Source organism: Agreia sp. Leaf283 (assembly GCF_001422485.1).
In the GTDB taxonomy this organism is placed as follows: domain Bacteria; phylum Actinomycetota; class Actinomycetes; order Actinomycetales; family Microbacteriaceae; genus Agreia.
This window is the reverse complement of sequence record NZ_LMNF01000002.1, coordinates 924,835-943,409: the sequence shown is the minus strand read 5'-3', so window position 1 is coordinate 943,409 and position 18,575 is coordinate 924,835. Positions and strand designations below refer to the sequence as shown.

Here is an 18,575-nt window from a genome sequence, read left to right as displayed (position 1 = left end):
GTCCCCTGAGCCTGTCGAAGGGCAGGCTACGACGCGGGGTAGGTGCTGAGTTCCAGCACCTCGTGACCGGGCAGAGCGGCGCGACCGCCGAGGTCGTCGAGGGCGATGACCACGCCGATTCCCGCAACGATCCAGCCAGCGCGTTCGGCGAGTTTCACGACGGCCGCAAGGGTGCCGCCGGTAGCGAGAAGGTCGTCGAGGATCACGACGCGCGAACCCTGCGGCAGCACGTCCGGCTGCACCTGCAGCGTCGCGGTGCCGTACTCCAGCGCGTAGTCCTCGCTCAGCAGATCACCGGGCAGTTTGCCCGCCTTGCGAACCGAGACCATGCCCACTCCGCGGGCGTAGGCCATGGCCGCCGCGATGCCGAACCCGCGCGCCTCGATGCCGAGCACGGCATCCACCTGGCCCCAGTCGTGCGAGGCGAACGCGTCGACGACCGAGGAGAATGCCCGACCGTTCGCGTAGACCGACGTGACGTCGCGGAAGAGGATCCCCTCGCTCGGGAAGTCCTGCACGGTGAGCAGGTGGGCGTCGATGAGTTCGGCTGTTGTTTCGTCGGGCATGCAATCACGCTACCGGCGCCGGGACCGGCCCCATGACGAAACGCGCGACCCGGGCGCGATAAGTTGGAGTGATGACCGACTCTCCCTCTCTCGGCGACGAGACACTGGCGCTGCTGCGCGACCTCATCCGCAGCGCGTGCGTGAACGACGGAACCTACGCATCCGGCCAAGAGGTAAGGAACACCGACGTTCTGCGTCGCTTCTTCGAGGGCGTCGACGTCGATCCCGTGGTCGTCGAATCCGCGCCCGGTCGGGCCACCCTCGTCGTGCGCATCCCCGGCACCGATCCGACAGCCCCGTCGCTCGCGCTCGTCGGGCACACCGACGTGGTGCCCGTGATGCACGGAGGCTGGAGCCACGACCCGTTCGCCGCCGACATCATCGGCGACGAGCTCTGGGGACGCGGAACACTCGACATGCTCTATCTGACGGCCGCCTACGCCGTCGCGACCCGCGCCGTCGCATCCGAGGGCCGTGCCTTGAGGGGCGACCTGGTCTTCGTGGCCGTCGCCGACGAGGAGGGCGGCAGCCGCCTCGGCATCGAGTGGCTCATGCAGCATCACCCCGAACTCATCGACGCCGACTACGTGCTCACGGAGTCGGGCGGCATCCCCGTGGGCGGATCCTCCGACGCCCCGCACTCGGTGACCGTCACGGTGGGGGAGAAGGGGCTCGCCCGTCGCCGCCTGCTGATCCGGGGAATACCCGGACACGGCTCGGCGCCCTGGGGATCGTCGAATGCGGGTGTCATCGCGGCCGAGGCCGTCACCCGGTTGACGCGTTTCGCCCCGCGCGCCGTCATCGGCGACTATTGGCCGCGCTACGTCGACGCGCTCGACCTCGACCCTGAGGTCGCACGTCGGCTCACCTCCGTCGCCGAGATCATCGGTGCGCTGCCGGAGCTGGGCGAACTGGCCGGCTACGCGCACGCCACGACGCACACGACCATCTCGCCCAACGTGATCCGCGCGGGCGACGCCATCAACGTCATTCCGGGCGAGGCCAGCATCGACCTCGACATCAGGCAGCTGCCCGGAATCTCGCCCGAGGAGGTCGACGCCTACGTCACGAGCGCCCTCGGCGACCTGATGCGGCACATCGAGATCGTCGACATCGTAGGGGCGTCGTTCAGCCCCGCCAATGTCTCGCCGATGGACACTCCGCTGTTCGAGGTGCTGACCGCCGTGATCGACGAGGCGTATCCCGGGGCCGTGCCCCTGCCGATCATCGCGGCCGGCGGGTCGGACGCACGCTTCTATCGCGCGAAGGGGCGACGGGCCTACGGGTTCTCGGTGCTGTCGAAGCGCTGGGACTACGGTCGGTTCCGACACCTCATCCACGGCAACGACGAGCACATCGACCTCGAATCGATCGCCCTCACTGCCCGGGCGGTCGACTCCGTCGTCAGGCGCTTTCTGGGCTGACCGGCGGGGCGGCCGTCAGATGGCGGGTAACCTCGACAGGTGGCCCATCTACTGGGAGCGGAATCGCTCCATCTCGAATATCCGACGCGTGTCATCTTCGACTCCGTGACCATCGGTCTCAACGAAGGCGATCGCGTGGGTATCGTCGGTCGCAACGGAGACGGCAAGTCGACCCTTCTGCGTCTGCTCGCCGGCCGCATCGAGCCCGACGGAGGCCGGGTGACGCGCCGCAACGGGGTGACCCTCGCGATGCTCGACCAGTCGGACGACCTCGATGGCGACCTCACCGTGAAGGAGACGATCGTCGGCGACATCGACGAGCACGTCTGGGCCGGCGATCCCATCATCCGCGACGTGATCTCGGGACTGGCCTCGGACATCCCCTGGGACGTGCTCGTCTCGAGCCTGTCGGGTGGGCAGCGCCGACGCATCGCGCTGGCGAAGCTGCTCATCGGCGACCACGACGTGATCTTCCTCGACGAGCCCACCAACCACCTCGACGTGGAGGGCATCGCCTGGCTCGCCCAGCACCTTCGCAAGCGCTGGGCCACGAACTCCGGCGGGCTCATGGTCGTGACACACGACCGTTGGTTCCTCGACGAGATCTGCACCGCCACATGGGAGGTGCACGACCGCTTGATCGAGCCCTTCGAGGGCGGCTACGCGGCCTACATCCTGCAGCGCGTCGAGCGCGACCGCATGGCGGCCACCAGCGAGGCCAAGCGCCAGAACCTCATGAAGAAGGAGCTGGCCTGGCTGCGCCGCGGCGCCCCCGCGCGCACGGCCAAGCCGAAGTTCCGCATCGACGCGGCCAACGCCCTCATCGAGGACGAGCCGCCCGTGCGCGACAAGGTCACGCTCGCGGCGATGGCCATGCAGCGCCTCGGCAAAGACGTGGTCGACCTCGAGAACATCTCCGTCGAGTACGACAACGGCAAGAAGGTTCTGAAGGACGTGACGTGGCGCATCGCGCCCGGCGAGCGCACCGGAATCCTGGGCGTCAACGGAGCCGGCAAGAGCACCCTGCTCAGCCTGGTCTCGGGAACCCTGCTGCCGACATCCGGCAAGGTGAAGCGGGGCAAGACCATTCGCGTCGCCACGCTCACCCAGCAACTGTTCGAGCTCGAAGACATCTGGAACGACCGGGTCAGCGAGGTCATCGGCCGGCAGAAGAGCTCGTACGTCTCCGGCGGAAAAGAGATGACGCCGGGGCAGCTGCTCGAGCGCGTCGGCTTCACCAGCGCCCAGCTCTCGACCCCCGTCAAAGACCTCTCGGGTGGACAGAAGCGCCGACTGCAGCTGCTGCTCATCATTCTCGATGAGCCGAACGTGCTGATCCTCGACGAGCCCACCAACGACCTCGACACCGACATGCTCGCGGCCATCGAGGACCTGCTCGACTCCTACGCCGGAACGCTGCTCGTCGTGAGCCACGACCGGTACCTGCTGGAGCGCGTGACCGACAACCAGTACGCCGTGATGAACGGCGGATTCACCCACCTTCCGCGTGGAGTGGAGCAGTACCTCGAACTGCGCCTCGCCCACCAGAAGGAGCAGACGCGCATCGCCGCAGGAGGCTCCGCCGACGCCCCGGCCAAGAAGACCGGACTTCAGGGCGCCGAGCTGCGGAACGCCCAGAAGGAGCTCGCCGCGGCGGGCCGCAAGATGGAGAAGCTCGGCACGCAGATCGCCGAGATGGACGTGGCTTTTGCGAAGCACGACCAGAGCGACTACGCGGGTCTGGGCGAGATGCAGCAGAAAGTCCAGGCTCTTCGCGACCAGATGGACACCGTCGAACTGCGCTGGCTCGAGCTGACGGAACTTCTCGAGGGCTGATCACTCGTAGGATTGTCGTCGTGTCTAAAGTCTTGAGCAGTCTTCCGGTCGGCGAACGAGTCGGCATCGCATTCTCCGGTGGTCTCGATACCTCCGTGGCCGTCGCGTGGATGCGCGAGAAGGGTGCCGTTCCGTGCACCTATACGGCCGACATCGGGCAGTACGACGAGCCCGAGATCGAGAAGGTGCCTGCACGGGCTCTCGAGTACGGCGCCGAGGTCGCGCGCATCGTCGACGCGAAGTCGGCCCTGGTCGAGGAGGGCCTCGTCGCCCTCGCGTGCGGCGCGTTCCACATCCGCTCCGGCGGCAAGACCTACTTCAACACCACGCCGCTCGGTCGCGTCGCCACGGGCACGCTGCTCGTTCGCGCCATGAAGGAGGACGGCGTCGACATCTGGGGCGACGGCTCCACCTACAAGGGCAACGACATCGAGCGGTTCTACCGCTACGGCCTGCTCGCCAACCCGCGCCTGCGCATCTACAAGCCGTGGCTCGACTCGCAGTTCGTCGGTGAACTCGGCGGCCGCAAAGAGATGAGCGAATGGCTCGTCGCGCGCGGCTTCCCCTACCGCGACTCCGTCGAGAAGGCCTACAGCACCGACGCCAACATCTGGGGCGCCACCCACGAGGCCAAGAAGCTCGAAGAGCTGAGCGCCGGCATCGAGATCGTCGAGCCCATCATGGGCGTCGCCTTCTGGCGCGACGACGTCGAGATCGCCTCCGAGGTCGTGACCGTGCGCTTCGAGGCCGGTCGCCCGGTCGCCATCAACGGCGTCGAGTACTCCGACGCGGTCGCCCTCGTCCTCGAGGCGAACGCCATCGGCGGTCGCCACGGGCTCGGCATGAGCGACCAGATCGAGAACCGCATCATCGAGGCGAAGAGCCGCGGCATCTACGAGGCGCCGGGCATGGCCCTGCTGCACATCGCCTACGAGCGGCTGCTCAACGCGGTGCACAACGAGGACACCATCGCGAACTACCACTCCGAGGGCCGCCGCCTCGGCCGTCTCATGTACGAGGGCCGCTGGCTCGACCCGCAGTCGCTCATGCTGCGCGAATCCATCGTGCGCTGGGTCGGCTCGGCCGTCACCGGCGAGGTCACGGTTCGCCTGCGCCGCGGCGACGACTACACAATCCTCGACACCACGGGTCCCAGCCTCAGCTACCACCCCGACAAGCTCTCGATGGAGCGCGTCGGCGATGCCGCCTTCGGCCCCGACGACCGCATCGGCCAGCTCACCATGCGCAACCTCGACATCGCCGATTCGCGTGCACGCCTCGAGCAGTACGCCGCGGCAGGTCTTGTCGGCGGCGCGACAGCCGAGCTCGTCGGTCAGCTCGAACAGGGCGAGTCGGCAGAGATCTTCGACGCGGTCGAGGAGTCCGAGGGCGGCGAGGCGCTGGATCGCGCCACCGACCTCGCCTCAGAGGGCGCGGCGTTCGACTCGGGTACCGACTAGCTTCACGGTGTGAGCGCGAACACCGTTGCGCAGCCCAGCGGGTGAAGGCTCGACGACGTGCCCTCGAGGGGCAGAGACACCGCGCACACGCGGACGAGTCCCTGCGCCTCGAGCGCCGTGCCCCCGCTGAAGCCGTGGTCGCGTCCTGACAAGCGGCTGACCGACAGCGCGCCGTCGGATGTCGCGCCGGCTCGCAGAGTCGTCGTCGAGATGCGGCCGGCCGCATCCGTCACCGTGATGCGCACGTCGGTGGATGCGCGCACCGAGCTGGGATCGAGCGCCCAGCCCTCGGCGACGATGCGTCCGCGCACCACCGACACGTTCTCGAGTGCACCCTGGGTGATCGACCCACGCGTCGGATCACCGAACCATTCGGAGTAGAAACGCCAGAAGTTGAGGTTGCCGTAGGCGCCGCACGGGTCGTCGGGGCTGCCCGCGACGGTGGCCGGGTTCGGCTGGTACGGCGTGTAGTAGTACAGCGCGGCCGTGGCGATGTTCTTCAGGGTCACGTCGGCGATGCCGCAGGATGCATCGGGGTTGTAGGCGATCGGGCTCGGCTCGCCGATGGGCCGGCTCGTGAAGAACTCGCTCGTTCCCGGAGGGTTCGCGTAGCGCTTCAGCTGCCACGCCGCCCAGTAGACCTGGTTGTAGAAGCCCGAGTACTCCACGTCGCAGGCCGCCGTGTCGGGGCACGCGTAGCCGGTGGCGAACGAGAAGTCGCCGGCCGTCGGGGCGGGGTTGCGCACCAGCGACTGCTCCTTCTGCAGCAGAACGAGCAGGGCCTTCTGGCTGATGCCGCAGGCGAGGCCGACTTTGGCGATGATCTCGGCGCCGGTCTCCGACTCGCGGCCCCTGTAGGCCCCGCACACCTCATCCGCCGCGCGCGTGACGGTCTCCTGCGTGTAGTCGGCGAGGCACTCGATGCCCGGGGCGCAGGCGGCAACCTGCTCGTCGAGGAAGGCCTGCACCTCGCCGGCGTCGAGGGCGTGACCGTCGTAGAAGAGCTCGTCGGTGATGATGAATCCGGGGTCGAACGCCGGGGGAGTCGCCGCCTCGACCAGTCGCGCGGCCGTGTCGGCGAAGACCGTGGCCGGTGTCGGGGCGATGGATGCGGCATCCGCCCGCGCATCGGCGGCAGCGCTGGCCGGGCTCGCCGGAACGCCGGTCGCCAGAAGCAGCAGGGTCAGCAGGGCAGACGTGAGCACGCCGAAACGACGGAGGATAAGACGCTCCACCTAGTCGAAGTCGACGCTGAGTTTGCGCAGGAGCGATGCGATGCGCTCCTGGTCGGACTTGCTGAGGCGGCCGAGCAGCTCGCCCTCGGCCGTCACGAGCGCCGTGATCGCGCCGTCGACGCGGTCGCGACCCTCGTCGGTCATCGACACGAGGATTCCCCGGCCGTCGTGCGGGTCGGTGCGGCGCTCGACCAGGCCGCGCCGCGACATCCGATCGATGCGGTTCGTCATGGTGCCCGATGAGACGAGAGTCTGTTCGAGCAGGGCCTTCGGGCTGAGCTGGTGCGGCTCGCCGGCGCGGCGCAGGGCCGAGAGCACGTCGAACTCCCACGACTCGAGCTCACTGGTGGCGAAGGCTGTTCGTCGCGTGCGCTCGAGGTGCCGCGACAGCCGCCAGACCCGGGAGAGGACCTTCAACGGAGCGAAGTCGAGATCGGGTCGCTCGCGCTCCCACGCGTCGACGATTCCGTCGACGGAATCCCGGGGAGTCGCATCTGCCACGCATCCATTATGTGGGGCCGAGGCCGTCGGCACCGTTCGTGTCTGGCAGAATTGGCGAATGCGTGCTCCACGGAGTGCGCGATCCGCCTTGGTGTAATGGCAGCACGACAGCCTTTGGAGCTGTTAGGTCTAGGTTCGAGTCCTGGAGGCGGAGCGGTTCCGGTCGGGCTGTGCCCGCGGGCGAGAGGGGCTCGAATGCCGCGCAGTATCGACGGGCGCCTGGGTCGCCGTTCCGGCAGGACGAGGGGGACCGTGGCCCTCGAAGACCTGGACGCCCGTGCGATCGCTGTGCTCGCAGTCGGGTGGGCCGTTGTCGGATTGATCGGAGCCATCGTCTTCGCATTCGTCATGGCACCCGCCATCGGAGGCACGTTCGTCGTCGACCTCTGGGGACGGGGAAGGGCCGCATCTCTCGAAACCGACACCGACGTGTTCGCTGTCGTGCAATTGGCCTGTGCTGTCGTGGCCCTGATCGCGAGCGTGCTCGCCGCCGTGGTGGCTCGACGTGCCGCGCCCTTCTCGGTGTGCATCGGCGCGCTCGTCTCGATCCTCACTCCGCTCCTGATGGGAGTCGTCATCGTTAACGCGGTCGTCCCCTCCTACAGCGATCTCGACCGCGCAGGTCTCGCCTCTCTGGGGATGCTCGGCGGCACGATTCTCGGTGCCGTCTCGTTCTCGCTCGTGGTCGTCTGCACGCGACGGCGAGATACGCAGGCGAAGGCCTGATCGCATCCAAGGTCTCGACACCACGAACGGGGTCGAGCGTGTCAAGATCGATCATGGCCGACCGATTGATGCTGCTCGACACCGCCTCGCTCTACTTCCGCGCGTTCTACGGTGTGCCCGACACGATCAGGCGAGACGACGGCACGCCCGTCAACGCGGTGCGCGGCCTGCTCGACATGATCGCGCGGCTCACGACGGAGTTCGAGGCCACTCAGCTGATCGCCTGCTGGGACGACAACTGGCGCCCGCAGTGGCGGGTCGATCTGCTTCCGAGCTACAAGGCGCAGCGCGTCGCCGAGACCGTGAAGAACGGGCCCGACGTCGAAGAGGTGCCCGAGGGGCTGGTCGCCCAGATTCCGCTCATCCGCCAGGTGCTCGACCTCGCCGGGGTCGCGATCGTGGGTGCGGAGGACCACGAGGCCGACGATGTGATCGGCACGTACGCCGCTCGCGCGAAATCCGCCGTCGATGTCGTGACCGGCGATCGCGACCTGTTCCAGCTCGTCGACGATGAGCACGAGGTGCGCGTGATCTACACCGCTCGCGGCATGAAGAACCTCGAACTCGTCACCGACGAGGTGATCGTGGGCAAGTACAGGGTTCTGCCGAGCCAGTACGTCGACTACGCCACTCTCAGGGGCGACGCCTCCGACGGGCTGCCCGGGGTCGCGGGCATCGGCGAGAAGACGGCCGCGACCCTCCTCGCCGAATACGGCACGCTCGAGTCGATCCGCAGCGCTGCGCAGGATGCCGACAGCGGCCTGAGCGCGTCCGTGCGGTCGAAGATCGCGGCGGCCGGCGACTACCTCGACGTGGCGCCGACGGTCGTGACGGTGGTGCCCGACCTCGACCTGGCGTCGCCGGCCGAGGTCGGAGCGCGGCTCGCCCCAGTCGACGGCGACGCACGCGACGAGCTCGAGAGGCTCTCGAAGGACTGGAACCTCGGCGGTTCGGTCACCCGACTGCTCGCGGCCCTCGACAGCTACGCCTGACGATCCCGCGTCACAGCGTGACCACGAACTTCGTGGCCGACGCCCCGGCTCGGAGCGCGTCGAGGGCTGGCTGGATGCTCTCGAGGCCGGTGCCGACGACCTCCGACCTCGGCGCGGTCACGTAGCGGCCCGCGGCGAGCGCGTCGGGCAGGAATCCTCCCCACAGCATGGGTCCGACCTCGGTGTTCATCAACGCGCTGCCCCAGACGAAGCGGGTGCGAATTCCCCGAAGGCGGCTGCGGACCATCAGCGGCACAGTGCGCGACAGCATCCTCAATCCGAATCCCGCGAGCGCCAGCGGTGCTCGGCGGCGAGGGAGGCTGCTCATCGAGACGGACGGACTGGCGAGGCTGACTCGACGGGCGCCCGTTGCGACGGCGATAGACAGGGCCGGTTCGGCTGATCCCGTTCCGATGGCGAACACGCCGGCCACCGGCCGTTTCTCCACGAGAGCGACGACGTCGTGCACGGCCGACCCGCTGCGGTAGTCGACGACGTGTCGGGCCCCGAGCGCCCGCATCCGGTCGTGATTGTGCGGCGACGCCGTCGTGATCACGGAGTAGCCGGCCGCGACGGCGAGCTGGATGGCATTGCTGCCGACGCTCGTCGATCCTCCCCAGACAACCACCCACTCGGTGGGGTCGGCATCTGCACCGGTCGCGCCGCTCGTGGGATGCCGGAGGCCGAGCTGGTCGCTCTGGAACAGGGCGGAGGCGGCCGTCGAGATGGCGAGGGGCAGCACGACGGCGTCCTCGAACGACAGCTCGAGAGGAATGCGCGCGGTCAGCTGCGCCTGCACGACGGTGAACAGCTGGAAGGCGCCCTCGGCGGCATGGTTGCGGTTCTTCTCCATGCCCACCGCATAGGCGATGACGCGGTCACCCACAGAGAAGCCCGACACACCCGCACCGACCTCGACGATCTCGCCGGCGACATCCTCGCCGAGCACCGCGGGGCTGGGCAGCCAGCCGTACATCACGTTTCCGGTCGACTGCTTGATCTCGTCGAGGGGGTTCACGGCGACGGCGCGTGCACGGATCACCAGCTCACCCGCCGCGGCCGACGTGTAGGGAGCCTCGGCGACGGCCAGATCGGCGTAGGGGACGGTGAGGTAGGCGGCTGAATTCGTGGGCATGGCGGGCGTCCTCTGCGTGGTCGTTGAGTGATGACATTGCGTGACATCAGAATACACATGATGACATGCTGTGTCATCACTAGACTGGAGGTATGGCACGTTGGCAACCCGATGCGCGAGGGCGGCTCGAGCGGGCGGCGTTCGAACTGTTCGTCGAGCAGGGATTCGCGGCCACGACGGTTCCCCAGATCGCGGAACGCGCGGGACTGTCGACGCGCACCTTCTTTCGGCATTTCGCCGACAAGCGCGACGCCCTCTTCGCCGAGGAGCACGCGGTTCCGGAGCAGGCGGCGCGCATCATCGCCGAGGCTCCCGCATCGCTCGGCCCGCTGCAGATCGTCGTCGACGGATTCGACGCCGTCGCGGCGGCACAGTTCTCGCGGGAGAAGAGCTACTACATCGCCCGCCACCGCATCATCGAGTCCGATGACGGCTTGCGCGAGAGGCAACTGCGCATGCCTGCCGCCCTGGTCGAGGCGCTGCGCACGGGTTTCGAGAAGCGCGGCAGTGACCCCATCGACGCGCTGCTCGCGGCGCACCTCACGGCCACCGTGTTCAGCGTCTCGATCGGTCGCTGGCTCGGCTCGCCCTCTGACGAGCCTCTCGCCGCGCTGCTTCGCGACACCTTCGACAGGATGCGGCGCACCGCCTCGTCGTAGGCCGTCACCTCGTCGAGGTGACTCCGCCGATGCGCCGCGACAGTTCGTGTGCATGCCGCGTGGTCTCCTCGGCGAGCCGGGACCGGCTCTGCTCATCGTGCGCGTCGCGCTCGAAGGTCACCGCGATCGCCGCGGCCGGCCATCCCACGTGGTCGATGACCGCGACCGCGATGGAGGCGAGCCCGGGAGTGATCGTCTGGTCTTCGACGGCGAAGCCGCGGGTGCGCGTCTCGGTGAGGATACGACGGAGCCGCCCGTACGTCTCCGGTCCGGTCTGCTCCCCGCGCCGGGTGAAGGCCGAGGCGTCGGGAAACAGTGCCCGCACCTGGGCGGCGGGCATCGCGGCGAGCATGGCGATACCGCTGGCCGTGAGGTGCGCGGGCAGTCGTACGCCCACATCGCTGACGAGCGACGGCCTGCGAGGAGCCCGTTCCTCGATGAGATACAGCACGTCGCGGCCGTGCATCACGGCGAGGTGCGCGCTCTCGGCGATGCGGTCGACGAGCAGTGCGAGCACCGGGTGGCCGAGTCGGGAGAGCGGCTCCTGTCGAGCGAATCCGGAACCGAGCTCGAACGCCGCGATTCCCAGGCCGTAGCGCCTGATCTCGGCGAAGTGCAGCACGAAACCCGCATCCACGAGCACGCCGAGCAGTTTGTAGACCGACGATCGGGGCAGCGAGAGGGCGGATGCCAGAGTCGCGGCGGGCACGGGCCGGCTCTGGCCGGCCAGGTGGCTGAGAATGCGCAACGCCGCGCTCGCGGCGGGCGCTCCCGATTCGATGGTCATGCTCAACTGTCTCGCATACGAGACGGTTTCGTCGCATCCGGACCACCGGCATCCGCCCGCCTGCGGTCGAATGGGTGTCATGACCGAGACCGTAACGACCCTCCCTCGCTCCTCGACCACCGTGCCGATCGGCACCGGCCCGATCGATCTCGACGACGTGGTCGCCGTAGCGCGTCACAACGCACGCGTGGCGATCGACGCCGACGCCCGTGCCGCAGTCGTGGCCAGTCGGGCGGTCGTCGACGCGCTCGCAGCAGACCCGGCGCCCCACTACGGGATTTCCACCGGCTTCGGGGCCCTCGCCTCGACCTTTATCGCGAGCGAGCAGCGCACGCAGCTGCAGCGGAGCCTGCTTCGATCCCACGCTGCGGGCTCGGGCCCCGAGGTCGAGCGCGAGGTCGTCCGCAGCCTCATGCTCCTGCGCATCTCGACTCTGCTGACCGGGCGCACAGGAATCCGCCTGTCGACGGTCGAAAGCTACGCCGGCATGCTCAATGCGGGGATCACGCCGATCGTGCGCGAATACGGCTCCCTCGGCTGCTCGGGCGACCTGGCGCCGCTGGCCCACTGCGCGCTCGCCCTGATGGGGGAGGGCGAGGTGCGCGACGCCCGGGGAGTCGCGATGCCGGCCGCCGAGGCGCTCGCGGCGGCGGGCATCGATCCCGTCGTGCTGGCCGAGAAGGAGGGACTTGCCCTGATCAACGGCACCGACGGCATGCTCGGGCAGCTGAGCCTCGCCATTCACGACCTGCGGATGCTTCTGACGAGCGCCGAAATCGCCGCCGGCATGAGCGTCGAGGCCCTGCTCGGAACCGACGCCGTGTTCGCCGCCGACCTGCAGGCGCTGCGGCCTCAGCAGGGGCAGGCCCTCTCCGCGTCCAATCTGCGTTCGATGCTCGCGGGGTCACCGATCGTCGCCAGTCACCGGCCCTCGAGCCACACGGTCGTGCAGGACGCCTACTCGCTGCGCTGCGCTCCTCAGGTGCACGGTGCTGCTCGAGACACCGTCGACCACGCCGCCCTGGTCGCGAGCCGAGAACTGGCCTCGGCCGTCGACAACCCCGTCGTGACGATCGACGGGCGCGTCGAGTCGAACGGCAACTTCCACGGCGCGCCCGTGGCCTACGTGCTCGACTTCCTCGCCATCGTGACGGCCGATGTCGCGAGCATGTCGGAGCGCCGCACCGACCGCATGCTCGACCCGGCGCGCAGCCACGGGCTCCCGGCTTTCCTGGCGCACGACGCGGGAGTCGACAGCGGCCTCATGATCGCCCAGTACACGGCTGCGGGGATCGTATCCGAGCTCAAGCGGCTCGCCGTTCCGTCGTCGGTCGATTCGATTCCCTCGTCGGCGATGCAGGAGGACCACGTGTCGATGGGGTGGGCCGGCGCACGCAAGCTCCGCACCGCCATCGACGGACTGACCAGGGTCATCGCAATCGAGGTGATGACAGCCGCCCGTGCGCTCGACCTGCGCGCACCGCTCGAGCCCGGCGCGGGATCGAGCGCCGTGCTCGAGGTGGTACGGGCCGAGATCGACGGGCCGGGACCCGACCGCTTCCTCTCGCCCGAGATCGAGGCCGTCGCATCCCTCGTTCGGCGGGGAGCCCTGCGCGACGCAGCGGCAGAGCGGCTGGGCGGTCTGAACTGAGCCGTCGAGGCCCGGACCGCGCTACTGCACGGCGGCGGTGAGGCGCGCGACGGTATCGAGCGCCTGGGCTACCGCGGGGCGGGCCAGCCACTGCTCGAGCGTGATCTCGCGCGACTTCTCGCGGTAGCCGTCTTCGATCGCGCGCAACCGTTCGACGAAGTCGGCGCTGCGCACCATGAGAGACACCTCGAAGTTCAGGCTGAAGGAGCGCATATCCATGTTGCTCGACCCGACGACGGCCACGTCGTCGTCGACCGTGAAGTGCTTCGAGTGCAGCACCGTCGGCTCCTGGTAGAGGAAGATGCGCACGCCTGAGCGTAGAAGCGTCTCGTAGTACGAGCGCTGGGCGTGATAGACCACGTATTGGTCGGCCACGGCGCAGGCGAAGAGCTGAACGTCGACGCCCCGCTCCGCAGCCGTGGTGATGGCGTAGAGCATGGAGTCGTCGGGCACGAAGTACGGGCTGGCGATGATCAGGCGCTCCTGCGCCCCGTAGACCAGCGCGTTGAAGAGGCGCAGGTTGTTCTCGCCCTCGAACCCGGGACCGCTCGGAACGACCTGGCATTCGATGCTGTCGGGGGAGTCCGACGGGGTGGCGCGCGTGTCGTCGGTCTCGACGATGTCGCCCGTCTCGCTGTACCAGTCGGTGACGAAGAGGGCATCGAGGCCGAGCGCGGCGGGGCCTTCGAGCCGCACCATCAGGTCTTTCCACTTCAGGCCCCGGCGGATGTTTCCCCGCTTGTCGTAGCTCGAGTCGATCATGTTCTGCGACCCCGTGAACGCGATGTGGCCGTCGACGACGACGATCTTGCGGTGATTGCGCAGATCGGGCCGACGCCAGTTTCCCTGCCATGGACGGAACGGCAGCATCTCCTCGAACCGGATGCCGTTCTCCCGCAGCCAGGCGCGTGTCGAGCGACCGCGCGGATTGCGCATGGTGGCCCAGTGGTCGTAGAGCACGCGCACGGTGACGCCCCGCTCGTGGGCCGACTTCAGCGCGTCGAAGAACGCGCGGGTGGTGTCGTCGCGGCCGAGGATGTAGAACTCGACGTGCACGTACAGGGTTGCGGATGCGACGGCGTCGGTCATCGCCTGGATCGACGCCTCGTAGTCGGGCAGCAGGGTGGCGGTATTGCCCGCGATGAGGGGCATGGCGCCGAGGGTGCGGTTGAGGTGCACGACCGAGCCGAACCAGGCGGGTTCGGCCGTGGTGGTCTCGGCGCCGTCGAGCGGTCCGGCAGCGTCGAGGATGAAGGCGTTGACCTCGCGTTGCTTGTCGCGCCTGTCTCTCGGCAGCCGGGAGCTGCCGAGCAGCGCGTAGAGGAGGCTGCCGGGGATGGGGGAGATGAAGATGGCGAGCAGCCAGGCCATGGCGGAACTGGGGCGGCGGTTGCGGGGAACGGTGACGACCGCGCCGATGCGGATGAGGATGTCGACCACCAGGATGACGATCGGGAAGATCTTGAGGATCGAGCGCCAGGTCGTGCGGGCCATCAGGCGGCCGGAAGCGTTCTGAGCAGCCGCTCGGTGGCGGTCACCATGTGCGCTCGCATCGCGTCGGCAGCGGCTTGGGGATCGCGAGACAGCAGGGCCTCGTGCACCGCAACGTGCTCGTCGTAGGCCTGCTCGGCGTCGGACGTGTCGTGAAGGCCGCGTTCGACCCAGATGCGCAGCAGCGATCGAATGCTCTGCAGCAGCGTGACGAGAACCGAGTTGTCGACGCCGCGTGCGATCTCGAGGTGGAACTTGAGGTCGGCCTCGATGAAACGGGTGCGGTTGTCGCCCGCCTCCTTCATGGCCGTGAGGTGCTGGTTGAGCCGCTTCATCGCGTCGTCGGACATGCGGCTGGCTGCAAGCTCTGTGGCGAAGACCTCGAGCGCACCGCGAACCTCGATCAGTTCGCGGGTGCGCGGCTCGCCGAGCATCAGGCCCCAGCTCAGTGTCTCGGGAAGCAGCTCGGAGGCGGTTCCGCGGAGGTACGTGCCGCTGCCGGGACGCACGTCGACGATACCCAGGATCTCGAGTGCGGCGAGGGCCTCGCGCACCGCCGAGCGACCGATTCCGAGGGCCGTTGCGAGCTGTCGCTCCGGCGGCAGGCGGGTGCCCGGCGCGATGTCGCCGCCCATGAAGAGGTCGAGCAGGCGTTTCGCGACGGCGGACACCGCCGTGCCGCTGGCCACGGAGCTCAGGGCCGCGCTGATCTCGTCGGTTGCGGGTCGATCGGGGAATGCGGGCACAGGCTCAGATTATCAACGTGTCGGCGCCGAGTTCGCGCAGCACTACGAGGTGTGCGCCTCGGCATGCTTCGGACCGGCGGCATCGTGGGTCTCCGTCGGGTGGTTGCGCTGCAGAGAGGCCCCCTCGACGTCGACATCGGGCAGGATGCGGTCGAGCCACTTCGGCAGCCACCAGGCCGACGCGCCGAGCAGATGCATCACCGCAGGGATGATCAGCAGCCTGACGACGAACGCGTCGAGCAGCACTCCGAGAGCGAGACCGAGACCGATCGACTGGATCATGACGGAGTTCGAGAAGATGAATCCGCCGAAAACGCTCGTCATGATCAGTGCGGCGGCGATGACCACCGTTCGCCCGGCGTGGACGCCGCGCTGAACCGCGAGCCTGGCCGGCGATCCATGCGCGTACGACTCGCGCATGCCGCTCACCAGGAACAACTGGTAGTCCATCGCCAGTCCGAACAGCACTCCGACCACCAGGATCGGAAGGAAGCTCAGGATGGGGCCGGGATCGTGCACTCCGAAGACGGGGGCCAGCCAGCCCCACTGGAACACCGCGGTGATGCCACCGAAGGCCGCGAACAGAGACAGCACGAATCCGGCCGTCGCCGTGATCGGCACGAGGATCGACCTGAAGACGAGAATCAGGATGATCAGAGACAGTCCCACAACGACGGTCAGGTAGAGCGGGAGCGCTTCGGCGAGCTTCTCGCTGACGTCGATGTTGCCCGACGCGTTGCCGGCGACACCGAGCTCTGCGACGCCGTCGATGTCGAGGCCGCGCAGGTCGCGCACGAGCTGCTCGGTCGACTCGCTGGTGGGGCCCTCCTTCGGCACGACCTGGAAGGCGAGCAGCAGGTCATCGTCGCTGGCACCGATCGGGGCCACGGCCACGACGTCGTTCTCGGCCTTCAGCAGTGTTCCGATGCGCACCTGCTCGCTCACGAGCTCGTCGTCGGTGATCGCCTTGTCGAGATCGGCGACCACGATCAGCGGGCCGTTGACGCCGGCGCCGAACTTGTCGTCGATCAGCTTGTAGGCCTTGTAGGCGCTCGAGTCGACCGGCTCGGAGGAACCGGCGGGCAGGCCGAGTCGCATCGAGAGCGCGGGCAGGGCCACGATGAGCAGCACGGCGATTCCGGCCACCACGGTGATCGCTGCGCGCAGCGTGTTCATGGGCTTGTTCGGAACCCGGGCCTGGTGGTCGGTGTGGCCGACCTTGGCGCGGGCCTTCTTGGTGAGGATGCGCATGCCGGCGAGGCGGAGCATGGCCGGCGTCAGCGTGACCGCGATGAGGATGGCGACGAAAACACAGACGGCGCCCACGGTTCCCATGAGCCCGAGGAACGGGACTCCGGTGAGGTTGAGGGCGAGCAGGGCGATCAGCACGGTCGATCCGGCGAAGACCACGGCGTTGCCCGAGGTGCCGTTGGCGAGGCCGATGGACTCCTTGAGGTCGAGACCCGAGCGCAGTTGGGTTCGGTGCCTGTTGAGGATGAACAGGGAGTAGTCGATTCCGACCGCGAGTCCGAGCATCACGCCGAGCACGGGCGTGACCGAGAGCATGGTCACGGTTCCCGACAGCGCCAGCGAGGCGAGCACTCCCACGCCCACTCCGATGATCGCGTTGACGAGGGGCAGGGCGGCGCCGATGAGGGTGCCGAGCATCACGAAGAGCACGATCGCGGCGAAGATCACGCCGCCGATCTCTCCCGGGCCGAGAACCTCGGGTATGGTCGCGGCGATGTCGTTGGACACCTCGGCGGTGACGCCGTCGATCTTGGCGTTGCTCAGCTCCTCGACGACGGCCTCCTTGGCCTCCGACGGAACGAGGTTGAGGGACTTGTCGAACTGCACGGTGCCGACGGCGGTCGTGTCGTCTGTCGAGACCTGGCGGATGTTCGAGGCCAGGTCGAGGAGTTTGGCTCCCTCTTCGAGGGTGGCGCTCTGCTTCTCGAGCTCGGCGCGGCTGGAGTCGATGGTCGCCTGCTGTGTCGCCAGCTCGGCGTTGCCCGCGTCGAGCTGCGCCTGCTGGGCGTCGAGTTGAGGCTGGGCGGCGGCCAGCTGGCCCGCTGCTTCCGCCTGGGCGCGTGCCTGGTCGAGCTGCTGCTGACCGGCGGCGGCCTGGCTCTTCGCGCTGTCGAGCAGTGCCTGGCCGTCGTCGAGTTTCGTCGTGCCGTCGGCGATCTGCTGCCGGCCGTCGACGACCTTCTGTGCGGAGTCGTCGATCTGGGCCTGAGTGTCGAAGGGGTTGGTCGTCGACTTCACGTCGTCGAGCTCGGTCGTCTTCTCGAGCAGCGCGCCGATGGCCGTCTTCTGCTCATCGGTGAAGGCGGTGTCGTCGGTGGTCGTGAACACCACGGTTCCGCGTCCGCCACTGGCCGACGGGAACTTCTCGGCCAGTTCATCGCTGACCTTCTGGGTCGCCGTTCCCGGAATGCTCACCGCGGAGGTGAGCGTGCCCCCGAACAACGCGAACGCTCCTCCTGTGAGGCCGAGGATCACGATCCAGGCGACGATGACCAACCAGGCGCGGCGCGCGGAAAACACACCGAGGCGGTAGAGGAGGGATGCCATGTTCCTCAGCTTCTTTCTGAAATGAGCGGGTGACGGGGGAGGAGTCTCACGTCGCATCGTTGGGAAGAGAGAGGGGAGTGGGGTGGGCGGAACTCAGCTCGGTGCGGAGTATCCGTCGCGGACGATTCCGATGAAGCGGTCGAGAAGGCTGTCCCAGACGCTTCGAGACGCGGCGTCGAGCGTGCCGCCGGATTCGATCATCCAGTGCCGAGCGACCACGGAGATGCCGTTCATCAGCGTGCTCACGAGGATCGCGACCTCGAACTCATCGACGCCGCTGCGCCGGGCGAGCTCCACCGTGAGGCCCTCGGTCGATCGCATGAACACGCTGTCCGCATTCTGGGTGCGGGCGTCGTCACCGTCGAGGAGCCCGAAGAAGTAGGCGACCAGACTGGGCAGATCCATGTGCTGGATCGCCGTGGTGACCTCGGCGAAGAGGGCCGCGCGGCTGCCGTGGCTCGAGGGGGTGACGCTCGCGACGGCGAGAAAATCATCGATCGCACGATTGAGGGTGCGGGTGCAACTGGTCATGATCACGTCGTCGAGCGACGAGAAATGGTTGAAGACGGTGCGGCGGGCGATATCGGCGCGGTCGGCGAGCTCATCGACACTGAAGCGGGCCTGTCCTCTGTCGAGGATCAGCGAGTCCGCAGCGTCGAGGATGGCTTCACGGTGCCGGGCCTTCAACTCGGCTCGGCGATCCATAAGGATCGGCTTGGTGGTCACGTCATTACACTACGTGCAACGACGCACTGAGTGCAACCTCGGCGGCCCTCGGAGAACGGTTAT

16 protein-coding genes and 1 tRNA gene are annotated in these 18,575 nt (G+C 68.1%); 8 read left to right on the top strand and 9 right to left on the bottom strand.

What is annotated here, in order from left to right; translation table 11 throughout:
* Positions 1-26 precede the first annotated feature (26 nt).
* Entirely contained in the window at positions 27-566 is a 540-nt protein-coding gene (locus tag ASF51_RS13240) for an adenine phosphoribosyltransferase (protein ID WP_055930406.1), read from the bottom strand.
* A gap of 71 nt (positions 567-637) precedes the next feature.
* On the opposite strand from ASF51_RS13240, the gene ASF51_RS13235 reads away from it, so the two are divergent.
* Genes ASF51_RS13235 through argG form a run of 3 tightly spaced genes read left to right on the top strand, consistent with a single transcriptional unit; the run spans position 638 to position 5,286 of the window.
* Positions 638-1,990 carry a M20/M25/M40 family metallo-hydrolase gene (locus ASF51_RS13235; RefSeq protein WP_055930402.1) on the top strand — a complete coding sequence of 451 codons (1,353 nt, stop codon included), beginning with the start codon at positions 638-640 and terminating at the stop codon, positions 1,988-1,990.
* Positions 1,991-2,029: 39 nt separating this feature from the next.
* Positions 2,030-3,826, top strand: coding sequence for an ABC-F family ATP-binding cassette domain-containing protein (locus ASF51_RS13230; protein WP_055930399.1), 1,797 nt, complete (start codon positions 2,030-2,032; stop codon positions 3,824-3,826).
* A 20-nt stretch (positions 3,827-3,846) separates the two neighbouring features.
* Positions 3,847-5,286: an argininosuccinate synthase gene (argG, locus tag ASF51_RS13225; protein ID WP_055930397.1), complete on the top strand. Its 1,440-nt coding sequence runs from the start codon at positions 3,847-3,849 to the stop codon at positions 5,284-5,286.
* A gap of 2 nt (positions 5,287-5,288) precedes the next feature.
* Here the strand turns inward: argG and ASF51_RS13220 are convergent, their stop codons facing one another.
* Both ASF51_RS13220 and ASF51_RS13215 read right to left on the bottom strand, forming a co-directional pair.
* Complete coding sequence (locus tag ASF51_RS13220) at positions 5,289-6,521, bottom strand: hypothetical protein (RefSeq protein WP_055930393.1); 1,233 nt, start codon at positions 6,519-6,521, stop codon at positions 5,289-5,291.
* Positions 6,522-7,022 (bottom strand): MarR family winged helix-turn-helix transcriptional regulator, encoded by a 501-nt coding sequence (locus tag ASF51_RS13215; protein ID WP_055930391.1) that lies wholly within the window; start codon positions 7,020-7,022, stop codon positions 6,522-6,524.
* A gap of 82 nt (positions 7,023-7,104) precedes the next feature.
* Between ASF51_RS13215 and ASF51_RS13210 the strand changes: the two genes are divergently transcribed.
* The 3 genes from ASF51_RS13210 (at position 7,105) to ASF51_RS13200 (ending at position 8,740) form a co-directional block, all read left to right on the top strand.
* Positions 7,105-7,176 (top strand) — tRNA-Gln (locus tag ASF51_RS13210).
* A gap of 98 nt (positions 7,177-7,274) precedes the next feature.
* The gene (locus tag ASF51_RS13205) at positions 7,275-7,748 is read left to right on the top strand and encodes a hypothetical protein (protein ID WP_055930388.1); all 474 of its coding nucleotides are present in this window, start codon (positions 7,275-7,277) and stop codon (positions 7,746-7,748) included.
* Positions 7,749-7,801: 53 nt separating this feature from the next.
* Positions 7,802-8,740, top strand: coding sequence for a 5'-3' exonuclease (locus ASF51_RS13200; protein WP_200926135.1), 939 nt, complete (start codon positions 7,802-7,804; stop codon positions 8,738-8,740).
* Positions 8,741-8,750: 10 nt separating this feature from the next.
* Here the strand turns inward: ASF51_RS13200 and ASF51_RS13195 are convergent, their stop codons facing one another.
* Entirely contained in the window at positions 8,751-9,875 is a 1,125-nt protein-coding gene (locus ASF51_RS13195; RefSeq protein WP_055930383.1) for a zinc-binding alcohol dehydrogenase family protein, read from the bottom strand.
* A 92-nt stretch (positions 9,876-9,967) separates the two neighbouring features.
* On the opposite strand from ASF51_RS13195, the gene ASF51_RS13190 reads away from it, so the two are divergent.
* Complete coding sequence (locus ASF51_RS13190; RefSeq protein ID WP_055930380.1) at positions 9,968-10,534, top strand: TetR/AcrR family transcriptional regulator; 567 nt, start codon at positions 9,968-9,970, stop codon at positions 10,532-10,534.
* Positions 10,535-10,538: 4 nt separating this feature from the next.
* Here ASF51_RS13190 and ASF51_RS13185 read toward each other — a convergent pair whose 3' ends face one another.
* A complete protein-coding gene (locus ASF51_RS13185; RefSeq protein ID WP_055930377.1) occupies positions 10,539-11,321 on the bottom strand; it encodes an IclR family transcriptional regulator in 783 nt (260 codons plus the stop codon).
* A gap of 79 nt (positions 11,322-11,400) precedes the next feature.
* On the opposite strand from ASF51_RS13185, the gene hutH reads away from it, so the two are divergent.
* Positions 11,401-12,972, top strand: coding sequence for a histidine ammonia-lyase (gene hutH / locus ASF51_RS13180; RefSeq protein WP_055930374.1), 1,572 nt, complete (start codon positions 11,401-11,403; stop codon positions 12,970-12,972).
* A gap of 21 nt (positions 12,973-12,993) precedes the next feature.
* On the opposite strand, the gene cls is transcribed toward hutH, so the two are convergent.
* From cls to ASF51_RS13160, 4 genes are all read right to left on the bottom strand, one after another.
* Entirely contained in the window at positions 12,994-14,466 is a 1,473-nt protein-coding gene (cls, locus tag ASF51_RS13175) for a cardiolipin synthase (protein ID WP_055930372.1), read from the bottom strand.
* Complete coding sequence (locus tag ASF51_RS13170; RefSeq protein ID WP_055930369.1) at positions 14,466-15,209, bottom strand: FadR/GntR family transcriptional regulator; 744 nt, start codon at positions 15,207-15,209, stop codon at positions 14,466-14,468. Before ASF51_RS13170 ends, cls begins: the two co-directional genes overlap by 1 nt.
* A 42-nt stretch (positions 15,210-15,251) precedes the next feature.
* Positions 15,252-17,786, bottom strand: coding sequence for an MMPL family transporter (locus ASF51_RS13165; RefSeq protein WP_055930366.1), 2,535 nt, complete (start codon positions 17,784-17,786; stop codon positions 15,252-15,254).
* 93 nt (positions 17,787-17,879) lie between these two features.
* Positions 17,880-18,512: a TetR/AcrR family transcriptional regulator gene (locus ASF51_RS13160; protein WP_157412140.1), complete on the bottom strand. Its 633-nt coding sequence runs from the start codon at positions 18,510-18,512 to the stop codon at positions 17,880-17,882.
* Positions 18,513-18,575 lie beyond the last annotated feature (63 nt).

Excerpts from the sequence above, each read along its gene's own strand:
- ASF51_RS13240 (WP_055930406.1), bottom strand. The coding sequence starts at position 566 with ATGCCCGACGAAACAACAGCCGAACTCATCGACGCCCACCTGCTCACC.
- ASF51_RS13235 (WP_055930402.1), top strand. The coding sequence starts at position 638 with ATGACCGACTCTCCCTCTCTCGGCGACGAGACACTGGCGCTGCTGCGC.
- ASF51_RS13200 (WP_200926135.1), top strand. The coding sequence starts at position 7,802 with ATGGCCGACCGATTGATGCTGCTCGACACCGCCTCGCTCTACTTCCGC.
- ASF51_RS13195 (WP_055930383.1), bottom strand. The coding sequence starts at position 9,875 with ATGCCCACGAATTCAGCCGCCTACCTCACCGTCCCCTACGCCGATCTG.
- ASF51_RS13190 (WP_055930380.1), top strand. The coding sequence starts at position 9,968 with ATGGCACGTTGGCAACCCGATGCGCGAGGGCGGCTCGAGCGGGCGGCG.
- ASF51_RS13185 (WP_055930377.1), bottom strand. The coding sequence starts at position 11,321 with ATGACCATCGAATCGGGAGCGCCCGCCGCGAGCGCGGCGTTGCGCATT.
- hutH (WP_055930374.1), top strand. The coding sequence starts at position 11,401 with ATGACCGAGACCGTAACGACCCTCCCTCGCTCCTCGACCACCGTGCCG.
- cls (WP_055930372.1), bottom strand. The coding sequence starts at position 14,466 with ATGGCCCGCACGACCTGGCGCTCGATCCTCAAGATCTTCCCGATCGTC.
- ASF51_RS13165 (WP_055930366.1), bottom strand. The coding sequence starts at position 17,786 with ATGGCATCCCTCCTCTACCGCCTCGGTGTGTTTTCCGCGCGCCGCGCC.